Below are 21,079 nucleotides of genomic sequence, written 5' to 3'. Positions count from 1 at the left end.
GGTCCCGGGCGGCGCTGTCCGGCGCGGCCGCGGCGGGGTCAGATCAGTTGGCCGGGGCGGCCGCCTTTGGCCCGCAGCGGGTGTCCGGCGGCGATCCAGGCGTGCATGCCGCCGCGCAGGTTGTGGACCTGACGGCCGTTGCGGGCGAGTAGTGCGGCGGCCTGCCGCGACCGTGCCCCGGAGCGGCAGACAGTGACGACCGGACGGTCGGAGGACACCTCACCGAGCCGGTCGGCGAGCTGGGCGAGGGGGATGTGCCGCGCCTCGAGGGCGTGCCCGGCCCGCCATTCCGTCGCCTCCCGGACGTCGACGAGCACGCCGCCGGCGGCCAGGATCGCCGCGGCCTGCTGCGGGTCGACGGTGCGATACGGCTTACCGAACACCTTGGTGAAGAAACCGGCTGCGTTCATGAAGCTCCCCTGCTTGTCGTCGTGGAAGGTCTCGCGGTGACCAAGCCGAAGCGATCAGCTCCACCACACTACCTGATACCCCCCAGGGTATCTAAGTCTCACCATAGCCACGTACGCCGTCGAGTTGACCCCCGTAACGCCGATGACCTGAATCACCCACCGAACCCGGAATCTATACCCCCAGGGGTATGCTTGACTGGAGACGAGACCCGCGACGGCAGGAGGACCAGCATGGCCAGCACGGCCCTGAAGCAGGACAACTTCGAGAAGACGATCGGCGACGGCGGGATCGTGCTCGCGGACTTCTGGGCCGCCTGGTGCACCCCTTGCCGCAGCTTCGCGCCGGTCTTCGAGCGCGCCAGCGAGAAGCACCCGGACATCGTCTTCGGCAAGATCGACACAGAGGCCGAGACAGCACTGGCCGCAGCGGCCCGGATCACCTCGATCCCGACCTTGATGGCCTTCCGCGACGGCGTGCTGGTGTTCTCCCAGCCCGGCGCCCTCCCGGCCGCCACCCTGGAACAGATCATCCAGTCCGTACGCGACCTCGACATGGACCAGATCCGCGCCGCGCAGGCCGAACGCAACCAGCCCACGGCGGGCTGACCCCGGCCTTCAGCGTGCCGGCACGGCACCGGGGGTGTGCGAGCAACTGTCCGATCCACACCGATCAAACGGGGAGCAGCCACCAGATGATCCACAACGGCGGTACCGCGGGCCCGCACTCCCTCCCGCATAACGTCGCGCAGCCGCGATCGCACCGGTCCGCGACCGGCTGCCGGACATGATCGCCGCGATCGGTTTCGGCGCGATCATCGGCGTCCTGCTCGGGCTGCTCGGCGGCGGCGGATCCATCCTCGCCGTCCCCGCCCTCGTCTACGGCACCGGACTGCCGCTGGCCGCCGCCGTCCCGACATCACTGCTGGTCGTCGGGATCTCCTCGACCACCGCCGTGTTTCCCCGGCTGCGGGCCCGGCAGATCCAGTGGCGCCTCGCCGGCATCGTCGGCGGCGCCGGCGCCGTGGCCGCGTTCGCCGGTGCCGCCGTCAACCGCCTGCTCGACCCCCGCATCGTCCTGGTCGGGTTCGCCGTGCTCATGGTCGCCGCCGGGATCCGGATGCTGCGTGATCAGGACGAGGCCGGCGGTGACTGCGCGCTGCCCGGCGGCGGGATCAACTGGCGCGGCTGCCTACCCAAAGCCGTCGCCGTCGGGCTCGCCGTCGGGTTCCTCACCGGCCTGTTCGGCGTCGGCGGCGGCTTCCTGATCATCCCCGCCCTCGTGCTGCTCCTCGGCCTGCCCATGCCCCTGGCCGTCGGCACCTCCCTGGCCATCATCGTCATCAACTCCGCGGCCGGGTTCGCCGCCCACGCCGGCGACGCCCCCATCGACTACCGCATCGCCGCCGCCTTCACCGTCGCCGCCGTCGCCGGCTCCCTCGCCGCCGGCCGGCTCGCCGGCCGCCTGCCCGCCCGGCGACTGCAGCGAGCCTTCGCCTACCTCGTCTTCGCCGTCGCCGCGTTCGTGATCATCCAGGCGATCGTCAACCCGAACACCGGCTGACCACCCCCGTCGGCGGCCCTCAGCAGCAGAGACCGCGTCGGCCGGCTAGGTAGCCGGGGTCGTTCGGACGTTCATGCGTTCGCCTGGCCGGGCGAAGATGCTGAGGATCTCGGCGGGTTCGTCGCCGGCGCTGCCGAACCAGTGCGGCACCTGGGTGTCGAACTCGGCGACCTCGCCGGGCCCGAGCACCCAGTCCTGGTCACCGAGAACAAGACGCATGTGGCCGGACAGCACATAGATCCATTCGTGACCGTCATGTCCGCGCCGCTGCGGGTTGACCTTGCCGGTCGGGATGACGATCTTCCACACCTGCATGCCGTCGGGCTGGCGGGTCAGCGGGATGACCGCCCGGCCCTTGACCCGGCCGGGTTTGAGCCGGATCCGCGGGTCACCCACCTCGGGCGCGCCGACCAGATCGTCCAACGGCACCCGGTAGGCCTGCGACAGCGCGAGAAGCAGTTCCAGGGTCGGCCGCCGCTGCCCGGTCTCCAGCCGCGACAACGTGCTCTTCGAGATACCCGTGGTGTCGGCGAGGCCGGTGAGGGTGATCCGGCGTTGCGTACGGATCCGCTTGAGTCGGGGCCCGACCTGCTCGAGCGCGGCGGTGATCGCCGCCGACGTGTCATCCACGACGCTCATCCCACTCTGATTTCCCAGGAACAGCAACGTTCGTTGGCAAGCGCTCGGACGGGGTCCAGCGTGGTGGGCATGAGCAAGTACGACGTAGCAGTCATCGGTGGCGGCGCCGCCGGATTATCCGCGGCACTGGTCCTGTCCCGGGCCCGCCGCAAGGTCATCGTGGTCGACGCCGGGACACCGCGCAATGCCCCCGGCCAGCCACATGCACGGTTACCTGTCCCGCGACGGCCTCCCACCCGGCGAACTCCTCCTGTCGGGCCGCAAGGAGGTCCAACACTACGGCGGTGAATCCTCGATGGCACGGTCACCGACCTGGCCTCGGACGGCCGCGGCGGGTTCCGGGTCGCCCTCGCCGGCGGGCAGCGGATCTCGGCACGGCGGCTGCTGATCACGACCGGCCTGCGCGACGAACTGCCGGGCTTGCGGGAGCGGTGGGCCCGCGACGTCCTGCACTGCCCCTACTGCCACGGCTACGAAGTCCGCGATCGCCGGCTCGGCGTCCTCGGCGGGACCGCGGGCTCCGTACGGTACGCGCAGATTGTCCGCCAGTGGAGCGATGACCTCGTCTACTTCACCGCACCCGGCACCCTCACCGCCGTCGATCGGACCGGGCTGGCCGCCTGTGGCATCGGCGTCGTCGAAGGCGCCATCGACCAGTTGGTCATCGACGACGACCGGCTTCGCGGTGTCCAACTGCACGACGGTTGTGTCGTGGCCTGCGACGCGTTGTTCGTGCCGCCCCGCTTCATGCCGAACAACCGCCTCCTGGTCGGCCTCGGCTGCGACGTCGATGGCGACGGCTGGGTCACCGCCGACACCACCGGACGTACCAGCGTTCCTGGAGTCTGGGCCGCCGGCAACGTCATCGACCCGCGCGCCCAGGTCATCACCGCCGCCGGTGCCGGTTCCGCGGCGGCCATCGCGCTCAACACCGACCTCGTCGACGACGACGTGCGCACCGCTGTTCACGACGCCGACCACCACCAACTGCCCTGACCAGACCAGACCAGACCAGACCACCAACGCGTACCCGAAGGAGCCACCATGACCCACCCGACCTCGAATCCCCGCACCGCCCAGCCTGGACCTCCGAGCAAGCACCAACTGGCCCTGATGATCTGGCTGGCCGTCTTCCCGACACTCCTCGCCCTCAACTTCGCCCTCGGTGACTGGCTGAGCACGCTCACCCCGGTCGTGCGCACGTTCGTGCTCGCCACCATCGCGGTGCCGATCGTCATCTACGGCCTGATGCCGCAGCTACACCGACTCCGCCGCCGGCTCCTGACCCGCATCGCGAGCCGCTGAGACACCCACCAGAAAGGAGATCGTCTCGTGGACACCAGGAAGATCGCCACGCTGACCGGCTGGTTGATGGTCGTCACCTTCGTCACCTCGATCCCGGCGTACTTCATCCTCTACGCCCCGGTGCGGGACAACCCCGGCCTGATCACCGGAAGCGGCGCCGACCCCACCGCCGGCGTGGCCCTGGGCGCCGCCCTCGAACTCATCCTCATCATCGCCAACGTCGGCACCGCCGTCGTGCCGTACGCCTTGTTCAGGCGATACAGCGAAAGCCTCGCCCTGGGCTACGTCGCGGCCCGCCTCGTCGAGGGCACCTTCATCGCCATCGGCATCGTCAGCCTCCTCACGTTCGTCTTCATGCGGCAGCAAGGTACGGCCGGCACCGAACCGGCTCTCGGACAGGCGTTCGTCGCCATCTACGACCGGGCGTTCCTGGTCGGGCCCGGCATCCTCGCCGGCGTCGCGAACGGCATGATCCTCGGCTCCCTGATGTACCGGTCCGGGCTGCTGCCACGAGGCATGGCGATGCTGGGAATCATCGGAGGCCCCCTGGTCGCCGCCTCGGGAATCGCCGTCATGTTCAACGTCATCGAACGCGGGTCCGCACTACAGGGCATCGCGACTATCCCGGAGTTCATCTGGGAACTGTCGTTCGGCATCTACCTCATCGTCAAAGGCTTCAAGGCGTCCCCGATCCCAGCTCGGGCCGCGGGCGAACCGGTAGCACCCGAAACGGGCTCGTAGCCACGACGGGGCCGACCATCGGAGCGGCCATCGCCCGCCAGGCGTCGCGCCCCTCCCCGACCGCAACTCAGGCGATGACCAACACGGCGAGTGAGCAGGCCCGACTCCAGCCGAACAGCGTTCACGCCGAGCCCCGCCAGCGGATCGGTTTGCGGATGAGCCAGATGACACCTCACGGATCCTTTCCGGCGACCCGACCGAGCGGCCCACCCGTTCCGTCGGCTCCGGGAACCACCGGTCGACTCCGCGGCCCGGTGGCCGGCACCCGCAGCACATGCGCTCGCATCGACTCGCAGGTGCGCGGCTGATCACTACGCTTGCCATCACCCAGAGCGAGAGTTGAGATCGTTTCCGCCTGAGTGGGGAGTGCCCGCCGGGATCACCCCGGCGAGTGACTGCCTTCCGCCGAGCCGGAGGCGCACCGTGAAGCAAAGTCGGTGCCTCCAAGTCAGTGACCAGCAAGGTGGTGCGTCATGTCGGGTCCGGGTGTGATCTTCAAACGATGCGGATGCCGCGACGCCGACCGGCGGCGCCTCGAGCAGTCCTGCCCCCAGCTCGGCGAGCGCGGCCACGGCACCTGGTACTTCCACTGCTCGGCGACCAACCTGCTCGGCGGCCGGGAACGGGCCCGGCGCGGCGGCTACCCGTCGCAGGCCGCCGCCCGGCAGGCCCGCGACGAGTTCCTGTCCGCCGGCGCGGCGGACCGCACCGCGCAGGGCTGGACGGTCGAGCGGTGGCTGCGGCATTGGCTCGACTCCCGGACCAGCATCCGGGCGACGACCCGTTTCCACTACACCCGCGACGTCGACGCCGTCCTGATCCCGTATCTCGGCCGGTACCGGCTGGCCGACCTCGACGCCCAACTCCTGCGCACCGTGTTCGCCGCTATCGCCGATACCCGCAACACCAAAGGCCGACCGCAGTCCGCGGCGGCGATGAGCCACCTGCGGACCACCCTGCGCGCCGCGCTCAACCTGGCCGTCAAGGAAGGCGTGCTGGACTGCAATCCAGCCCGGCACATCGAGATCAAGGGCTATCAGCAGCCGCACGCGAAGGTGTGGACCGACGCCCGGGTCGAGTCCTGGGAGCAGACCGGGGTTCACCCGGCGGTGGCGGTGTGGACCGCGGACCAGCTTGCCGAGTTTCTCGGCAGCGTCAACGACGACCCGCTGTTCGCCCTCTGATGGCTCGCCGGCCTCCGCGGCCTGCGCCGCGGCGAACTGTGCGGGCTGCGCTGGTCCGACATCGACCTCGACCGAGGCGTACTCACCATCGAACGCAACCGCACGACCGTCGGCTACCAGGTCGTCGAGGGCGACCCGAAGACCCCGGCCGGACCCTGGGCGGTCGCCCTGGACAAACGCAGCGTGCAGATCCTGCGCGTACACCGCCGTTACGAACAGGACCGCAAGGCCGAGGCCTCCGAGAACGGCAAAACGTGGACCGACACCGGCTACGTATTCATCCGTCCGGACGGGCTGCCGATCAACCCGAACTACGCCACCACCCGGTTCAGGATCCTCGCCCGCCGCGCCGGCCTGCCCCCGGTCCGGCTCCACGACCTGCGCCATGGCGCCGCGTCGCTGGCGCATGAGGCCGGCGCGGACCTGAAGACACTGCAGGACCTGCTCGGGCACTCCAGCATCGTGGTCACCGCCGACACCTACACCAAGCGTCCTGCCCCAGATCCAGCGCCGCTGCGCCGACGCCACCGCCCAACTGGTCCTGACCGCCGCCCGCCGCACCCGCAAGAAGATCAAGACCAAGGCCCGCAAGAACCGCCCGGACCGCGGACCGAAAACAGCGGCTCCCGCCCCGGCGAAACCGAAAACAGGTGCTTCGGCCTCGGCCAAGCGGAAGCCGGCCGTAAAGCCGCAGGTCGCGACGCGGTCAGCCCGCGAAAACACCGTTTTGGAGGTGGCACCCCGGTCGCACCCACGTGACACCCACCGTCCGAATACGACAGACAGCGAGAAGGGTCCGGCCCGCATCACTGCAGTCCAGACCCCTGATGATGTTGTGCGCCCGAAGGGACTCGAACCCCTAACCTTCTGATCCGTAGTCAGATGCTCTATCCATTGAGCTACGGGCGCTCGTGCTGTGCCAGCATACACACCGGCGAAACACGCGGAGACTCCGGGATTCGAACCCGGGAGGGGCTATAAAACCCCAACCGCATTAGCAGTGCGGCGCCATAGACCAGACTAGGCGAAGTCTCCCCCGGCGGCCTCTGCAGGCCACCGACGGTTGAGGATACCGGACCCGGTCATGGCCGCACAAAGAGGTTGCCCACTTGCGCGCGGCGCGGGCGCCGCACCGGACTCCAGCAGGTGAAATGCGCTCGTTACGGCTAGGCTGCCACGGCATGGAGGAGAAGCCGCCCAGCGAGCGCCGGGGTGCGCCCCGTGCGCGGTCCGCCCCGCCCGCGTTCAGCGCGCCTGAGCAGGACAAGTCGGAGGAACAACCGGCCGCGCCGGCTCCACGCCGCGCCGCGAAGGCGGCTCCGGTGGTCACCTTCCGGCCGCCGAGTGCGGAGGATCACCCGGTCGAGGGTGCGGCATTTGCCCAACGATCAGGCCGTTCGTCCCAAAAGCCCGCTTCCCGTACGCCTTCCCGGCCGCCCGCCCAACCATCCGACGGGCCCGATCAGGCCGCCACCCAGCCTTCTGCGCAGCCGACGCCCCGAAAGGCACGCCCCGCCGCGCGGTCGCCCCACCCGGCCCCGCCCGCCGAGGCAATCGCAAAGCCGAAGCCTGCCGTGCCACCCACCACGCCTGCCACGCCCACAGCGCGGCCCGCCACCCAGGCCAGATCGACAACTCAGGCCACGACCCCGCCTCCGGATCGCGCCAAGCCGCCGGCCCAGGCCGCAACTGCGCCTCCCGCTCAGGCCACGCCGCCGGCCCAGGCCGCAACTGCGCCTCCCGCCCGGGACGAGCCGACGGCCCTGGCTGCAGGTCCGCCTTCCGCTCAGGAAGAATCGGCGCCGCAGGACGCAACTCCTCCTCGCGCTCGCGACGAGTCGACGGCCTCCGCGGTGGATCGGTCTCCCGCGAGGCGAGTTCCGGCGAAGAAGGCCGCGCCCGCCAAAAAGGCAGCTCCGGCTAAGCGCGCACCCCGCAAAGCGGCGGCAACCAACGCGACCGATTCCGCTGCGGCGCCCACGCCGGCTACGGCACCCGTGCCCATTGCCGCACCCGCTCCCGCCATCGCGCCTGCGGAACCCGGCGAAACGACCGCAAGCATCGAGACGGCCACAAACTCGCCTTCGCCCGACTCGCCGATCATTGCGACGGCCGAGCCCACCGCGGCCGAGCCCACCGCGGCCGAGCCCGAGCAGACGGTCCCCCAGTCGGCAGATTCCGAGGCGACTGCGCCGGAGGCATCGGCCGACAGGTTGGCAGCACCTGAACCCACAGCCCTCGAACCAGCAGCCCCGGAAGCCGCCCCGCAACCGCCGCCGGCGCCTCGACCGGTCGCGTCTCAGCCGACCGCGGCGCAGCCGAAGGAGCTGCCTCCGCCGTCTTTGGTCGAGGATGAGCATGAGCTCGCGACCGCTGTACCGGTGGCTGCGATGGCCGAGCGCGCCGAGCCCTGGGCCAAGCTGATTGCTGACCCGGGGCACGCGCCGGAACTGCTGGCGCTGGCGGCTGTTCAGACCTTTGGGCCTCGGGCCCGGGACTGGGCGGCTGAGATTCGTGGCTCCTATCCGGCGGCCTCCGATCGGGCGCTGGCGAGGCTGGCTAAGCAGCAGTTCACTCGGTTCGGCAGCTTGGGCAGCGTCGTCGGGGCGGTTGCCGGGTCGTTTGCTCCGATCACCCTGCTCGGCACGGCTGCGGTCACGCACACTGAGATCGTTCTGCACACGGCCGCCGCCTATGGTCTGGATCCGACGGAACCGGAGCGAGCGGTCGACCTGCTGGTGATCACTCGGGTGCATCCGACGCGGGCGGATGCGGAAGCTGCGCTCGCCGCCGCGCTCCGGCCTGCCTACGAGGATGGCGGCTTCAGCGACGCGGCCTGGCGTTTCGGCCGGATGGTCGCCGCCCGGACCGGCGGCTGGGCGGTGCTTCGGCTGGCCAACCGTGTCTTCCCGGGCACGAGTCTGCTCGCGGCGGCGCTGACCGGCACCGCTTCGGCCCAGAGTGTCGCCGCCCGGGCCGAGGCCTACTACAAGGCAGCTCGCACTCCGGCCTAGCGCGTTCCGCACATAATTGACATGACGCCCGCCAGGCGATAAATCCGATTCCGGCTAGGCGCGCGACACCACGCCGCAGCGCACACCAACTCCGAACCGACCTACAGCCAGGTCAGCCAGGATGCCGGCAGCAGCGTGTAGCCGACAAATGCCGCGATGTCCAAAATGCTGTGCGCCACGATCAGCGGCATCACCCGCTTGGAGCGGAAGAAGAACAGCGCGAACACCACGCCCATGACAGCGTTCCCGACGAAGGCGCCGAACCCCTGGTACAGGTGGTAGGAACCGCGGAGGACGGCCGACGCGACGACGATCCACACGTAGGGCACCGACATCGACCAGAGCCGGGTCATCAGATAGCCGACGACGATGACCTCTTCGAGGACGGCGTTCTGAATGGCGGACAGCACCAGCACCGGCACTGCCCACCACACCGACTGCAGCGCCGCGGGCACGATCTGCGCGTTAAGGCCGAGCAGCTTCGCGACGTACACAAGAGCAAGCCCGGGAATTCCGATGCAGGCGGCCAGCAACGTGCCCCAGCCGAAATCGAAGCCGGGTCGATCGGCCGTCAGGCCGAGGGTTTGCCGCACCGGGATGTGGTCGCGCATGAGCAGGTAGAGCACCAGCGCGACCGGGATCAGTGCGAATCCGATCTCGAGCAGCTGGTAGGTGAGGTCCAGGTAGGGGCGTGGTGAGCGGGACGCGTTGAGGACCGCGGCCTGCGACGACAACGGCTTGCCCGCGGTCAGCTTGGCGATCAGCGAGACCACCGCATAGACCGCCGATTGGCCGAGCGACAGGAACAGCACGATGACGATCTCGACGGTGAGCAGGCGCCGGCTGGGCGCAACTCGATCTAGAGCCACCCGGCAACCATAGGCGGCTAAGCACAAACGGACCTATCCGGGCAAGCGACGCGCCGCTTGTGCCGCACACACTGAGACGAGTCGCACTTTTCGTGCGTCGGGTTGGTGACTGACGTGACCACCCTGAATGCATGGGAGACCTCGCACGCTTGCTCAAAGAGAGCTGGACGCTCGTCGAGGAGCAGCAGGACAAGGTAGCCGGCTACTTCTACGCGCGGATCTTCCTTTCCCACCCGGACCTGCGCGAGCTGTTCCCGGTGCAGATGGATGTGCAGCGCTCCCGGCTGCTGAACGCGATCGTCACCGCGGTGCAGACCCTGGACGACCCGGAGAAGTTCGACGAGTACCTGAAAGCGCTCGGTCGTGATCACAAAAAGTTTCACGTGGAACCAGAACACTACGAGGTGGTGGGGGGCGCGTTGATCGAGTCGATGCGGGCGTACGCGGGTGAGCAGTGGGGTGTCGAGTACGACCAGGCCTGGGCGGACGCGTACGCGGTGATCGCCGCGCGCATGCTGGCCGGCGCGGACGCCGACACCAACCCGCCGTACTGGTACGGCGAGGTGGTCGCGCACGAGCGTCGCTCCCAGGACATCGCCGTCTTCACCGTGCAGCCGATGCAGCAGCTGGACTTCCGGGCCGGGCAGTATCTGAGCATCGAGTGCACCAAGTACCAGCCGCGGTTGTGGCGCACCTACTCGGTGGCGAACGCGCCCCGCCGGGACAACACGCTCGAGTTCCACGTGCGGGCGTTGGGGGCCGGCTGGGTGTCGAGCGCGCTGGTGCGGCGGCTGCAGGTCGGCGACATGATCAAGATGGCCGCCCCGATGGGGTCGATGAACCTGGACCGGCGGTCGACCCGGGATGCGGTGTTCGTGGCCGGCGGCACCGGCCTGGCGCCGGTGAAGTCGCTGCTGGAGGAGTTGACCCGGTACAACCGGACCCGCTGGGTGCACGTCTTCTTCGGCGCGAACAACCGGGAGGATCTCTACGACCTGGCCGAGCTGAACCGGCTCGCCGCCCGCTACCCGTGGCTGTCGGTGGTGACCGCCTGCAGCGACGACCCGACGTTCCCGGGCGAGCAGGGCAACATCTCGGACGTGGTGGCCCGTTACGGCCCGTGGAACAACCACGACTTCTTCGTGTCCGGCTCCGGGCTGATGGTGAAGTCGACCCTGAAGACCCTGGCCGAGATGCAGGTGCCGTCGGTCCGGGTGAAGTACGACAGCTTCACGGACGTCGGCTAGTAATTCCAGGGGCGGCCCGTCTGGTGATAGTTCGCCACCGGCACCAGGTTGGATTCCGCGTGCATCCGGTCCACGTAGAGGCGGCCCTCGAGGTGGTCGATCTCGTGCGCGACGAGCCGGGCCATCGCCCGGTCGAACGACGTGATCACCCGGGCGCCGTCGTAGCGGGCGTGTTCCACCTCGATCCGCAGCGGCCGGCGCACCAGCCCCCGGTAGTCGAAGAAGGACAGACACCCTTCGTACTGCTCGTCGCGGTCACCGGCTTCGCCGACGATCCGCGGGTTGAGCAGCACCACCGGGTCGGCGCCGCGGTCGGCCGGGCGCACCACCGCGGCCGCCACCGACCGGCCGATCTGCGGCGCGGCCAGCCCGACACCCTTGCTGAAGTCGTGCAGCTCCTCGAGCCGGCGCAGCGAAGTGAGCAGCGCGCTGACCGCCTCGCGGGCCTCGGTCGCCTCGCGCGGCAGCTGGAAGTGCCGGGCACGCTGGCGCAGCAGGTCGGAGCCGCGCTGCACGATGCCGATGCCGCGCATGGCCGAGGAGGCGCGCGGCTTTCCGTTCTGCTCACTGGGGGCGAACTCGGCGTACGACGGGGCGCCGCTGCCGCGGAACCGCCACTCCAGGCGGTAGCGCGCGTTGAGCAGCGGCGCGTCGTTGGTCCACTCGAAGATCGCCCGGTCGCCGTCGTTGTGCCGTTCGAGCGGGGTGCGCACCGGCACCTCGGCGGCCAGCGACGTCTCGACCCCCCACACCTGCGGGTCGAAGCCGGTCGGGAAGTTGAGCCGCACGGTGATCCGCCGGGTGGGCAGGCGCACGGCCCGCTGGAACCACTGGCCCCACTTCTCGCCGCCGACCGTGTACGCGTACTCGATCGTCGTCCGGTCGCCCGGGTAGAGGGGGAACTGCCCGCGCTCGTTCGCGAAGAGCAGCCACACCTCCTTGGCCGCGTCCCGGTCGAGCTTGACCCGCCACTGCATCGGCTCGACGGCGCCGCCCTCACCGGCGAGCGCCTCGATGCTCATCTCTTCGAAGGTGAGCGGGTTTTCCCGATGATGCCGGTTGGAACCGGCCGGGTCGTGCGGGTACCGGTCCACGGAGATCTTCACGAGGTACCGGGTGACCGGCTCGGAGCCGGCGTTGTAGAGGTTGCGGCGGACCCGGCAGCGGTAGACGCCGTCGGTGTAGGTCAGCTCGGCGACCTCCTGCTCGACGATGAGGCCGGTGCCGGGCGGCATCCACTGGACGGGCACCGGCGGGTCACGATGCAGAGCGGTACTGCCCCGCGCGTGGCGGAGTTCGTCGTACTCTCGGAAGCGTTGCCAGATCACCCCGCCGGCACCGAGGACCGCTTCCGCCCGCCGGGCGAAGTCCTCGGTGGGCTTATGTCGGCGGCCTTCGACGTGGCTGACGTAGGACGGGTCGAAACCCATGCGCGCAGCGAGCTGCTTCTTACTCATGCCGCGCTCGACCCGCCAGTGCGCCAGCGCCGTTACGAACTGATCAGCGGCCCGCTCGACGGGCGAGGTGGTCATCATCGATGTCCCCTTCGCGACGGGAAATTAAGTGTCGCCGCCGCTCGATGTCCACAAGGTGCTAGTAGCGCGTAGCCGACAGATACCTTGACGATTCCGGCAACGCGAAAACGCACAGTTAGGCAACCCTCGCCGAGGGTATTCGCCCGAAAGATCGGGTTGTGCGGGTTGGTTAGGCTAGCCTTAGAGGTGTACGGTGAGTCGTCTTGGGGATCCCCGAACACAGGGCTGTGTAACGAGGTATGACGAGGTGAGAGCGGTGACCAGGCAGATTTCGTCGCCGCGGAGTGGTAGCGATCAGTGACCACGACCACTACATCGCCGATCCTCGCGCCCCTCACCCCGGTCACCGCGACGCTGACCGCGATGTTCGGCACCAGCACCGAGATCGCCGGCCTCGCCCCCGACCTCCTGGTCCACCAGCCGGCCGGTTGGGCGCCCGCCACTGAACTCAGCGACACCAAGCTTGATCTCCTGCTGGAGACCGCCGGTCGTCGCTGGAACGCCCAGCCGCACGCCGCCGCCGCGCTCGCCTGGAAGGCCTACACCTACTGGGCGGCCCTGCCCGCCGTCCTCGGCTTCGCCTCGGCCCGCCGCGTCCCCCTGGTGAGCAGCGAAAACGTCCTGGTGCACTTCAACGACCCGCGCCCGCTGCTCACCCTCGGCCTGCGCGCCGACATCCCGGTCGCGGTCCTGCCGACCGATCCGCTTGCGCTGGTCGGCGACCCGCGGGTCCGGGTGGTGCCGGATGAGGAAGCGCTGCTCGCCGAGTTCCGCCGCGCGCTGCTCGACAACCACCTGACGCCGCTCCTCGACGCCATCCACGCCAAGGTCCGGCTGGGCAAGCGCACGCTGCTCGGCTCCCTCGCCTCCGGCGTCGCCTACGGCGTCCTCCGCTCGGCCGATGCCGTCCCCGGCCCCTCCGCCGAGACCGTCGACCGGCTGCAGCGCGCCCTCGGCGTCGAAGACCTGGTCGAGCTGGTCACCGACGCGAGCGGCAGGGTCGACGTCCAACGAAAGACCTGCTGCCTGGCATTCACGCTGCCCAAGCCCAAGGTCTGCAGCGGCTGTTGCATCAAATAGGAGTACGGGTCTGATAAGTCCCCGCTGCTTCGCCCGGCGCCGTCGCTGGTCACCCCCTCTGCCGCCGCTACCGGGCGGGCCTGGGTGGCTTTCAGTAACGCGTCCCCGCCGGAGTGGGCAACGCGTCCAACTCGGCCAAATCGGACTTTTTGAGAACGAGGCCCGCGGCTCCGGCGTTGTCGGCCAGGTACTTCGGCGTCTTGGTGCCCGGGATCGGAACCACGTAGCGGCCCTGGGCAAGCACCCAGGCCAGCGCCACCTGCGCCGGCGTGCCGCCCACCCGCTCGGCGATAACCCGCACCCGGTCGACGATCGCCTGGTTCACCGCGATCGTCTCCTCCTGGAACCGCGGCAACCGCCGCCGGAAATCATCGGCCGGCAGGTCGTCGATCGACGCGAACCGCCCGGCGAGAAAGCCGCGCCCGAGCGGCGAGAACGGCAGGAACGCGATGCCCTGCGCTTCGCAGTACGGCACCACCTCGGCCAGTGCGTCCCGGGTCCACAGCGACAGCTCCGACTGCACCGAGGCCACCGGGTGCACGGCCTGCGCCCGCTTGATCTCGTCGACGCTGACCTCGGACAGCCCGATCCGGGTCACCTTGCCGGCCGCCACCGCCTCGGCCATCGCCCCGAACGACTCCTCGATCGGCACCTCCTCGTCGACCCGGTGCAGCTGGTAGAGGTCGACGTGATCGGTCCGCAGCCGCCGCAGACTGTCATCGATCGACCGGCGGATGTATTCCGGTCGCCCGTTCTTGACCGCGCCCGGCGACGTCCTGCTCGGCTTGCCGCCGAGCGCGTCGACCAGCCCGACCTTGGTCGCCAGCACCGCCCGGTCCCGGTAGCCGCCGATGGCCAGCGCCCGGCCGACCAACTCCTCGTTGGTGTGCGGCCCGTAGACGTCGGCCGTGTCGATCAGCGTCATGCCGAGGTCGATCGCCTCGTGGATGACCGCGATCGAGGTGGCATCGTCCCGCTCGGCGCCCATGTCGTAGGCGTGCGTCATCCCCATGCAGCCCAGCCCGATGACGCCGACCTCGGGTCCGCCGCCACCCAGAGTGGTCCCGCGCATGCCCGTCCCCTTCCACCGTTGGATCGTCCGGTGAACAGCTAACCCCGTTCCGTACCGACGTGGGAGGGCAGGCCATTACCCCGTTGGCCGCGCGATATTTGCCTAGGGTCCCGGTATGGGCTTTGGTTGGCGGGAAAGTGCCGTGACGGTCTCGGGCCTACTGGTCCTGGCGAGCGCGGCGCTGCCCTGGTGGGCGGTGCGGGTGCGGGTCCGCGACGCGAACGGCGGCCGGATCGAGACGTACAGCGGCTCGGCCTGGCAGATCTCCACCCGCTGGACCGTCGCCGTGCTGATCGTCTTTGCCGCCGCGGCGATCTGGCTGACCTGGCGGTCGGTCCGTGGCCGCGTGGCGCGGCCGGTCTGGCTCCTGCTCCTGGCCGCCGTCGTGGTCGCCGTCTTCCTGACCCTGGACCAGCGCGACCGTTCCGAGCAGTGGCTTGCCGCCCCGACCCGAGGCGAGTCGACGATCCAGTTGACCGTCGGCCCCGATCCCGATCCGGTCGGCTCGCTGGCCGCGGCCTGGCTGCGCCGCGACGACCTGAACACCTACGCCAGCCCCGGCCTGAACACCGGCGTCGGCTGGGGTTTCTGGACCGGCTTCACCGCCATGCTGCTGACCGGCCTGTCCCTGGCCGTGGCCGGCCCGGACGGCACCCGCCCCGGCCGCCGCGCCTGATCCGTCAGTCGATGTCGGGGCCGGTCAGCACCGCGGTCGGGTCGTCGACCAGGTGCCGGACGTCCCAGATCCAGGCGCCGCCGGTCCAGGTGGGCGAGAAGCCCAGCAGGTCGGTCATCGCACGCAGCATCTCGGTGTCGTGGACCTGCGGGGTGAGCAGGACCACACCGGCCTTCCAGTAGCGGAGGTCGGCGAGGGTCATCTCGCGGCGGGTGTCGGTGATCTCCGGGATCGGGTTGCCCTGCCGGATCGACGCCATCAGGCCGTTCGTCGGCCGCCACGGCGGCGAGAAGATCGCGGTGCGGTCGGTCGGGTTCAGCGGGTTCTGGTTGGGCAGCAACGCGTACGCGCCGGCGATCCGCATGTCCTGCCCGGTCAGCGCGCTCCACCGGATCGGGTCCGGGTTGCCGGAGTCGGGCAGCGGCAGCGTCACCACGGTGTGGTTGTCGTCGACGTACTGCTTCCAGGTGCCGGAGGTGACGAACTCGGGCGTCGGCACCATCTGCTTGGTGGCCAGCGGGGTCGGCACCAGCGGCACCAGCGCCATCGCCACCGCCGTGATCATCGCCACCCGGACCGGGCCGCGGGCCGACGGTTGCGCCCGGACGAGGTCGGTGGCCCGCTGCACGCCGAGCGCGAGCAGGATGCCGACGGCCGGGGCGATCGCCATCGCCCAACGGGTGGGAACGGCCGAGTTGAGCACCGGAACGCTGTGCAGAACTGCCCAGATGCCCGGAACACCAGTGTTGATCCCATTCAGGAAAATTCGCGGTCCGAGTGACATCGCGGCGAAGAGAAGCGCGACCCCACCGAGCACCACGACGGCCGCAGTACGCCGCATCCAGACGATCAAGCCGAAGAACAGAATGACCAGTCCCCAGCCGAAGAATGCGTTCTCCTCCTGCGGATTCTGGGAGAGCCGCTCGGCCAGGACGGTGTTTCCGGCGACCGACCGACTCGAATAGGAGGTGAACGAAGCAAGATCCGCGCCGAAGTTGCGAACGAACTGCGGCAGGCCCTGATAGCTCTGCGGTCCGAAGAACTGAACCGACAGCGGATAGGCCAGCACGGCCACCGCGACGGCCGCGGCCACCAGCAGCCCGCGGACGAATCCGCGCACCTCACCGGGGTGGCGCTTGCGCCGGACGACCGCCATGACCGCGCAGAACACCCCGAGACCGACCGCGGTCATGAACAGGATCTCGAGGTTGATGAAGGCCTGCCAGATCAACAGCACGGCGAGGACGAGCCCGTTGCGAACGGCTCGGCCGGCCTCCCGCAACCGCAGTGTCCGCCAAATGATGAGCGGCACCAGGAATTGCGAAGCGATATTCGGATGACCGCCCGCGTGCGACACCATGCTCGGCGCGAATGTGCAGAACAACGCACCCACCCAGGCGGCGAGGCGAGAACTGACGAACTCACGCGAGAGGACCAAATACCATGAGATGCCGGTGAACGCCAAAGCCAGCGTCAAGAAAAGGTTGTACGACACATGTGCGCCGAACAGCAGAGTCACCGGAGCCAGTGGCAAGGAAACGGCCAACACCGAGGTGTTGGCCATCATGTTCACCCCATCGGGGTAATTCATACGATCCGAGAAGAACGGATAGACGCCGTCGGTGAACACTCGGGCGCCGTGCGCCAACATCCACTCAAAGAATGCCTGATCCTGTGGATCGTCCAGCGACTCATGATCAAGATTGAGCCAGAGCGGCGACGTGAGGTAGAGCGCTATCGCGATGAACGTGGCTATCGCCAGGACGTCCCGCCAGGTGAGCCAGCGTCGGCGCCGGCTGGGCTCAGCGGGCTCCCGCTCCTGCTCAGGGGCCGGTGCGACATCGGGAACGACGGAGACCGGTGCAACGGTCTCGACGTCCGTGTCCAGGGCGCGCAGCTCGGCGTCCAGGTCCTCGGTGTCGGTCACTTGGCGCGGCGGCAGAACGTTCCCGCCGGCCGACTGGCCAGTCGCGTCAATACCCGTAATCGTCATAGCATCGGCGAGCCTAACCGAGGTTGGTAACAGTGTTGTGTCGAGCGCCCCATGCGTGATCGACCCGATATGAAGGTTGTATTCCGGGCATCCGCAGCTTGCTGGACATGGAGTGCAACGATGCCCACTACCCGGCCTGGCTATGTCTCAATCAGGCAAATAATGAGCGGCCAAGGGTCGCTCAACTTTCGGTTCAGCGCGCTGGATGGTTAACTCGTTCGGTCCCGCTGTCAGCTTCGACCGGCAAGACGAGGGAACTCTACTTATGGCAGACATCACTGGAGACCAGCGGATCCAGTCCGAAGTGCTCGAAGGCCTCGCCACGGCCGTCAACCACCGTCGGTGGTTCGTCGAGCTCGCGCTCCCGTACCTGGGCGACAATCCGATCGAGATCGGCAGCGGTCTCGGCGACTACGCGATCGAGTGGGCTGAGCACCTTCCGCGGTTCACGGCGACCGAAGCCGACCCCGACCGGCTGGTGCTGCTCAAGGAGCGGATGGCCGAGCACGCCAACATCGAGGTCCGGCAGATGCTGCTCCCGTCGGCCGACGCCGCGGGGGAATACAGCGCCGCGGTGTCGTACAACGTGCTCGAGCACATCGAGGACCATGTCGGCGCGCTGCGCAGCATGGCCGAGCTGGTCCGCCCCGGCGGCCGCATCATCCTGATCGTCCCGGCCTTCATGTTCGCGATGAGCCAGGTCGACATCGCCACCGGTCACATCCGGCGGTACACCAAGAAGTCGATGCGGGCCGCGATGGACGAGGCCGGCCTGCAGATCGAGAAGCTGCACTACGCCAACGCGCTCGGCCTGATCGGCTACTACGGCGCGACCAGCATCTTCAAGCTGGCGCCGAAGGAAGGCCCGATGGTCAAGGTGTACGACTCGCTCGTGCTGCCGGTGACCAAGGCGGCCGAGTCGATCGTGAAGCCGCCGTTCGGCCAGTCGGTCTTCGTGGTGGCGCGTACGCCGGCCTGACCGCAGTAAGACGGGACACACGAAAGCCGCCGGGCAGCGCCCGGCGGCTTTGTGGTTTCCCGAGCGGGAAGTCAGCCGCGGACCTGGAAGGTCGGGCGGATGGTGGCCCGGGCCAGGGTGTGGAAGGCGAGGTTGAAGCCGACGTAGGCGGGCGACGCCGCCGGGCTCACCTCGAGCTTGTCGACGTCGATCGCGTGCACGGCGAAGACATAGCGGTGGGCGCGGTCGCCGGGCGGCGGCGCCGAGCCACCGTAGTTGTTCTCGCCGTAGTCGTTGCGGACGCAGAACGCGTCGCCGGGCAGCTGGTCGACGCCGCGCTCCAGCTCGGTCACCGACGACGGCAGGTTGACCAGCACCCAGTGCCAGAAGCCGCTGCCGGTCGGCGCATCCGGGTCGAAGCAGGTCACCACGAAGCCGCGCGTCTCCGCCGGGAAACCCGACCAGGCGAGCTGCGGTGACAGGTTCTTGCCGCCCACGCTGGTGTGTGCGAACAAATCGTCGAGCGGCTGCCCGTCCGTGACGTCCGTGCTGGTCACCGTGAAGGACGGGACCGGGGGCAGGATGTCGTACGGATCCGGGGCTACGGCGCGGTCGAGACTCATGGCGATGTCCTCCGGCGAGATGGCTCAAACCTTCTCTGTGTTCCCTACCCGATCGAGACTAACCGCCCGAGATGACGCCGAGCTTGCGGCCCCGTTGCGGCCCTCGGTCACTCGAACGGGGAAACGCACAGGTGGTGCGGGGCGGTAAGAGGGGATCGGGTCATGCTTCTGTCCGACATCCGATCGGGTGCGTGTGGCAGAGATCCCCGCGCCTGGCCGTGATCGGTCGCCGGAAGCGATCATCGGTGATCAGCAAGTCGGCACTCGCCCCACGGGGCGGGTGCCGACTGCTGTATCCGGAATGCATCGTGGCGTGCCGCCCGGAATGAGAATATTTGTGGATGAAAGCCCCTGTGCCCGTCGATGAGCCGGCCCGGCTGGCCGCGCTGCACGACGCCGGGGTCCTCGACACGGCCCCGGAGGAGGACTTCGACGACATCGCGCTGCTCGCGTCGGAGATCTGCGGCACCCCGATGGGCCTGGTCAGCCTGGTCGACAACGACCGCCAGTGGTTCAAGGCCAAGGTCGGCCTGGAGCTGACCCAGGTGCCCCGGGAGCTTTCCTTCTGCTCGCACGCGATCAACAGTCACGACCTGCTCGAGGTGCCCGACGCGACCCAGGACATCCGGTTCGCCGACAACCCGTACGTGCAGGGTGGGCTTCGTTTCTACGCCGGTGCGCCGGTCGTGCTGGACGGCACCTTCGCGGTCGGCACGGTCTGTGTGATCGACCACGAGCCGCGCGAGCTGACCGAGGCACAGCGGCGAGCCCTGCGCAGCCTGGCCCGGCACGCCGCGGTGCAGCTGGAGTTGCGCCGCTACGCCCGGCACGCCGGCGAGATCGCCGACCGGATGCGCCAGCTCGACCGGATGAAGGACTCGTTCCTGGCCACCGTCAGCCATGAGCTGCGTACGCCGCTGTCGACCATCCGCGGCTACTTGGAAATGCTGCTGGAGGGCGACTTCGACGGCGAGACGTCCCGCCGGTTCCTGTCCGTCATGCAGCGCAACTCCGACCGGCTGTTGCGGCTGATCGACGAGTTGCTGCTGGTGGCCCGGCTCACCGACGAGGCGATGGAGCTCGACATCACCGAGCTGGACCTCGCCGACATCGCCCATCAGGTCACCACCGGATGCCGGGCGCTGGCCGAGCACAAGAACGTCCAGGTGCGCGACCGCACCAAGGCGCCGGTGCCGGCCCGGGGCGACGCCAAGCGACTCACCCAGGCCCTGAACCACCTGGTCGTCAACGCCATCAAGTTCACCGGCGAGGGCGGCGAGATCATCGTCGACGCGACCGCGGACGGCGAGCCGGAGGTGACGATCACCGACAACGGGGTCGGCATCCCCAGCGAGGACCTGCCGCACGTGTTCGACCGGTTCTACCGTTGCGCGTCGGCCGACGTGATGGCCGTGCAGGGTCCGGGCCTGGGCCTCGCGATCGTCAAGTCGATCATCGAGGCCCACCACGGCAGCGTGCACCTGGCCAGCGTGCCGGGGGTCGGCACGACCGTGCGGCTGACGCTGTCTAACCGGTGAACATCTCCCGGCAGCCGGCCAGGCCCTCGATCTCGACCGGGATGCGGCGGGCCGCCAGCCAGGACTCCCGGTCCAGCCGGAGGCGGCGGCCGACGACGGGTACGCCGCGGATCACGTGCCGGGCGATGCCGTCGTCGGCGTAGCCGAGCCTGCGGGAGACCGCGTACGAGGCGTGGTTGTCGGCAAACGCCTCCGAGGTGGCGAACTGCGCGTCCAGACCGGTGAAGGCCAGCTCGAGCACGGCCGCGCGCATCTCGGTGCCGTAGCCCCGGCCGTGGTCATCGCGGCCGATCCAGGAGCCGGTGCCGACCTCGCGCCGCACCGCGAACCGGGTCGCGTCGACGCTCTGGGTGCCGACGACCCGGCCGTCGGCGGTCGCGACCAGGCCGAGCGACCAATTGTCCGGCTGCCACGACGCCCAGGTGCCCCACTGCCACTGGAGCACGCTGCGGGCGACCTTCGCCGGCGGCTGATCGGTCCATTCCGCGGCGAACGGCTGCACCGCCGGATCGTGCACACCGGCGGCAGCGATCTCGCCCAGCCGGGCGAGCCGGGCGAGATCTGGCAACCGCAATTCGAGGCGCGGGGTCCGCAGCACGAGACCGAACAGCGGCCAATTATCGACAATCATGAA

At 69.2% G+C, this 21,079-nt stretch carries 20 protein-coding genes, 2 tRNA genes and 1 pseudogene; 13 read left to right on the top strand and 10 right to left on the bottom strand.

The window, feature by feature from the left end; genetic code table 11:
• Nucleotides 1-38: 38 nt before the first annotated feature.
• A complete protein-coding gene (locus Adu01nite_RS33935) occupies nucleotides 39-410 on the bottom strand; it encodes a rhodanese-like domain-containing protein (RefSeq protein WP_203733235.1) in 372 nt (123 codons plus the stop codon).
• A gap of 231 nt (nucleotides 411-641) precedes the next feature.
• On the opposite strand from Adu01nite_RS33935, the gene Adu01nite_RS33930 reads away from it, so the two are divergent.
• Together Adu01nite_RS33930 and Adu01nite_RS33925 are read left to right on the top strand one after the other, a co-directional pair.
• On the top strand, nucleotides 642-1,016 hold the full coding sequence (locus tag Adu01nite_RS33930; RefSeq protein ID WP_203733233.1) for a thioredoxin family protein: 375 nt from the start codon (nucleotides 642-644) through the stop codon (nucleotides 1,014-1,016).
• Nucleotides 1,017-1,194: 178 nt separating this feature from the next.
• Nucleotides 1,195-1,971, top strand: coding sequence for a sulfite exporter TauE/SafE family protein (locus tag Adu01nite_RS33925; RefSeq protein WP_203733231.1), 777 nt, complete (start codon nucleotides 1,195-1,197; stop codon nucleotides 1,969-1,971).
• A 45-nt stretch (nucleotides 1,972-2,016) separates the two neighbouring features.
• Here Adu01nite_RS33925 and Adu01nite_RS33920 read toward each other — a convergent pair whose 3' ends face one another.
• Nucleotides 2,017-2,610, bottom strand: a complete 594-nt coding sequence (locus Adu01nite_RS33920) for a helix-turn-helix domain-containing protein (RefSeq protein WP_203733229.1) — start codon at nucleotides 2,608-2,610, stop codon at nucleotides 2,017-2,019.
• A 69-nt stretch (nucleotides 2,611-2,679) separates the two neighbouring features.
• Between Adu01nite_RS33920 and Adu01nite_RS33915 the strand changes: the two are divergent.
• The 5 genes and pseudogenes from Adu01nite_RS33915 (at nucleotide 2,680) to Adu01nite_RS48095 (ending at nucleotide 6,599) form a co-directional block, all read left to right on the top strand.
• Nucleotides 2,680-3,606: pseudogene (locus Adu01nite_RS33915) on the top strand (NAD(P)/FAD-dependent oxidoreductase).
• Nucleotides 3,607-3,654: 48 nt separating this feature from the next.
• Complete coding sequence (locus Adu01nite_RS33910; RefSeq protein ID WP_203733227.1) at nucleotides 3,655-3,915, top strand: putative antibiotic biosynthesis monooxygenase; 261 nt, start codon at nucleotides 3,655-3,657, stop codon at nucleotides 3,913-3,915.
• A gap of 27 nt (nucleotides 3,916-3,942) precedes the next feature.
• Nucleotides 3,943-4,656, top strand: a complete 714-nt coding sequence (locus tag Adu01nite_RS33905) for a DUF4386 domain-containing protein (protein ID WP_203733225.1) — start codon at nucleotides 3,943-3,945, stop codon at nucleotides 4,654-4,656.
• A 473-nt stretch (nucleotides 4,657-5,129) separates the two neighbouring features.
• Entirely contained in the window at nucleotides 5,130-5,840 is a 711-nt protein-coding gene (locus Adu01nite_RS48100) for a site-specific integrase (RefSeq protein ID WP_239132893.1), read from the top strand.
• A gap of 21 nt (nucleotides 5,841-5,861) precedes the next feature.
• Nucleotides 5,862-6,599: a site-specific integrase gene (locus tag Adu01nite_RS48095; protein WP_307836669.1), complete on the top strand. Its 738-nt coding sequence runs from the start codon at nucleotides 5,862-5,864 to the stop codon at nucleotides 6,597-6,599.
• Between the two features lie 77 nt (nucleotides 6,600-6,676).
• On the opposite strand, the gene Adu01nite_RS33895 is transcribed toward Adu01nite_RS48095, so the two are convergent.
• A tRNA-Arg gene (locus Adu01nite_RS33895) sits at nucleotides 6,677-6,749 on the bottom strand.
• A gap of 35 nt (nucleotides 6,750-6,784) precedes the next feature.
• Nucleotides 6,785-6,875: transfer RNA gene (locus Adu01nite_RS33890), tRNA-Ser, on the bottom strand.
• A gap of 1,355 nt (nucleotides 6,876-8,230) precedes the next feature.
• On the opposite strand from Adu01nite_RS33890, the gene Adu01nite_RS33885 reads away from it, so the two are divergent.
• On the top strand, nucleotides 8,231-8,854 hold the full coding sequence (locus Adu01nite_RS33885) for a hypothetical protein (RefSeq protein ID WP_203733223.1): 624 nt from the start codon (nucleotides 8,231-8,233) through the stop codon (nucleotides 8,852-8,854).
• Nucleotides 8,855-8,955: 101 nt separating this feature from the next.
• Here the strand turns inward: Adu01nite_RS33885 and Adu01nite_RS33880 are convergent, their stop codons facing one another.
• Nucleotides 8,956-9,723, bottom strand: a complete 768-nt coding sequence (locus Adu01nite_RS33880) for a CPBP family intramembrane glutamic endopeptidase (RefSeq protein WP_203733221.1) — start codon at nucleotides 9,721-9,723, stop codon at nucleotides 8,956-8,958.
• Nucleotides 9,724-9,854: 131 nt separating this feature from the next.
• Here Adu01nite_RS33880 and Adu01nite_RS33875 point away from each other — a divergent pair, with 131 nt between their 5' ends.
• The gene (locus Adu01nite_RS33875) at nucleotides 9,855-10,970 is read left to right on the top strand and encodes a globin domain-containing protein (protein ID WP_203733219.1); all 1,116 of its coding nucleotides are present in this window, start codon (nucleotides 9,855-9,857) and stop codon (nucleotides 10,968-10,970) included.
• On the opposite strand, the gene Adu01nite_RS33870 is transcribed toward Adu01nite_RS33875, so the two are convergent.
• Nucleotides 10,967-12,502: a peptide deformylase gene (locus Adu01nite_RS33870; protein WP_203733343.1), complete on the bottom strand. Its 1,536-nt coding sequence runs from the start codon at nucleotides 12,500-12,502 to the stop codon at nucleotides 10,967-10,969. The two genes, Adu01nite_RS33875 and Adu01nite_RS33870, sit on opposite strands and share 4 nt — an antisense overlap.
• A gap of 366 nt (nucleotides 12,503-12,868) precedes the next feature.
• Here Adu01nite_RS33870 and Adu01nite_RS33865 point away from each other — a divergent pair, with 366 nt between their 5' ends.
• On the top strand, nucleotides 12,869-13,585 hold the full coding sequence (locus Adu01nite_RS33865; protein ID WP_203733342.1) for an IucA/IucC family C-terminal-domain containing protein: 717 nt from the start codon (nucleotides 12,869-12,871) through the stop codon (nucleotides 13,583-13,585).
• Nucleotides 13,586-13,676: 91 nt separating this feature from the next.
• Here Adu01nite_RS33865 and Adu01nite_RS33860 read toward each other — a convergent pair whose 3' ends face one another.
• A complete protein-coding gene (locus Adu01nite_RS33860; RefSeq protein WP_203733217.1) occupies nucleotides 13,677-14,657 on the bottom strand; it encodes an aldo/keto reductase in 981 nt (326 codons plus the stop codon).
• Between the two features lie 142 nt (nucleotides 14,658-14,799).
• On the opposite strand from Adu01nite_RS33860, the gene Adu01nite_RS33855 reads away from it, so the two are divergent.
• On the top strand, nucleotides 14,800-15,333 hold the full coding sequence (locus Adu01nite_RS33855) for a hypothetical protein (protein WP_203733215.1): 534 nt from the start codon (nucleotides 14,800-14,802) through the stop codon (nucleotides 15,331-15,333).
• 4 nt (nucleotides 15,334-15,337) lie between these two features.
• Here Adu01nite_RS33855 and Adu01nite_RS33850 read toward each other — a convergent pair whose 3' ends face one another.
• Nucleotides 15,338-17,326, bottom strand: a complete 1,989-nt coding sequence (locus Adu01nite_RS33850; protein WP_203733213.1) for a DUF6311 domain-containing protein — start codon at nucleotides 17,324-17,326, stop codon at nucleotides 15,338-15,340.
• A 265-nt stretch (nucleotides 17,327-17,591) separates the two neighbouring features.
• Here Adu01nite_RS33850 and Adu01nite_RS33845 point away from each other — a divergent pair, with 265 nt between their 5' ends.
• Nucleotides 17,592-18,305, top strand: coding sequence for a class I SAM-dependent methyltransferase (locus Adu01nite_RS33845; protein WP_203733211.1), 714 nt, complete (start codon nucleotides 17,592-17,594; stop codon nucleotides 18,303-18,305).
• 71 nt (nucleotides 18,306-18,376) lie between these two features.
• Here the strand turns inward: Adu01nite_RS33845 and Adu01nite_RS33840 are convergent, their stop codons facing one another.
• Complete coding sequence (locus tag Adu01nite_RS33840; RefSeq protein WP_203733209.1) at nucleotides 18,377-18,907, bottom strand: YbhB/YbcL family Raf kinase inhibitor-like protein; 531 nt, start codon at nucleotides 18,905-18,907, stop codon at nucleotides 18,377-18,379.
• Nucleotides 18,908-19,248: 341 nt separating this feature from the next.
• Here Adu01nite_RS33840 and Adu01nite_RS33835 point away from each other — a divergent pair, with 341 nt between their 5' ends.
• Nucleotides 19,249-20,445: a GAF domain-containing sensor histidine kinase gene (locus Adu01nite_RS33835; RefSeq protein ID WP_203733202.1), complete on the top strand. Its 1,197-nt coding sequence runs from the start codon at nucleotides 19,249-19,251 to the stop codon at nucleotides 20,443-20,445.
• On the opposite strand, the gene Adu01nite_RS33830 is transcribed toward Adu01nite_RS33835, so the two are convergent.
• Nucleotides 20,435-21,076, bottom strand: a complete 642-nt coding sequence (locus tag Adu01nite_RS33830; protein ID WP_203733194.1) for a GNAT family N-acetyltransferase — start codon at nucleotides 21,074-21,076, stop codon at nucleotides 20,435-20,437. The two genes, Adu01nite_RS33835 and Adu01nite_RS33830, sit on opposite strands and share 11 nt — an antisense overlap.
• Between the last annotated feature and the right edge of the window lie 3 nt (nucleotides 21,077-21,079).

This window comes from Paractinoplanes durhamensis, from assembly GCF_016862175.1.
GTDB classification, from domain to species: Bacteria; Actinomycetota; Actinomycetes; order Mycobacteriales; family Micromonosporaceae; genus Actinoplanes; species Actinoplanes durhamensis.
The sequence above is the reverse complement of the archived record's forward strand: the minus strand, read 5'-3'. Positions and strand labels throughout refer to the sequence as shown.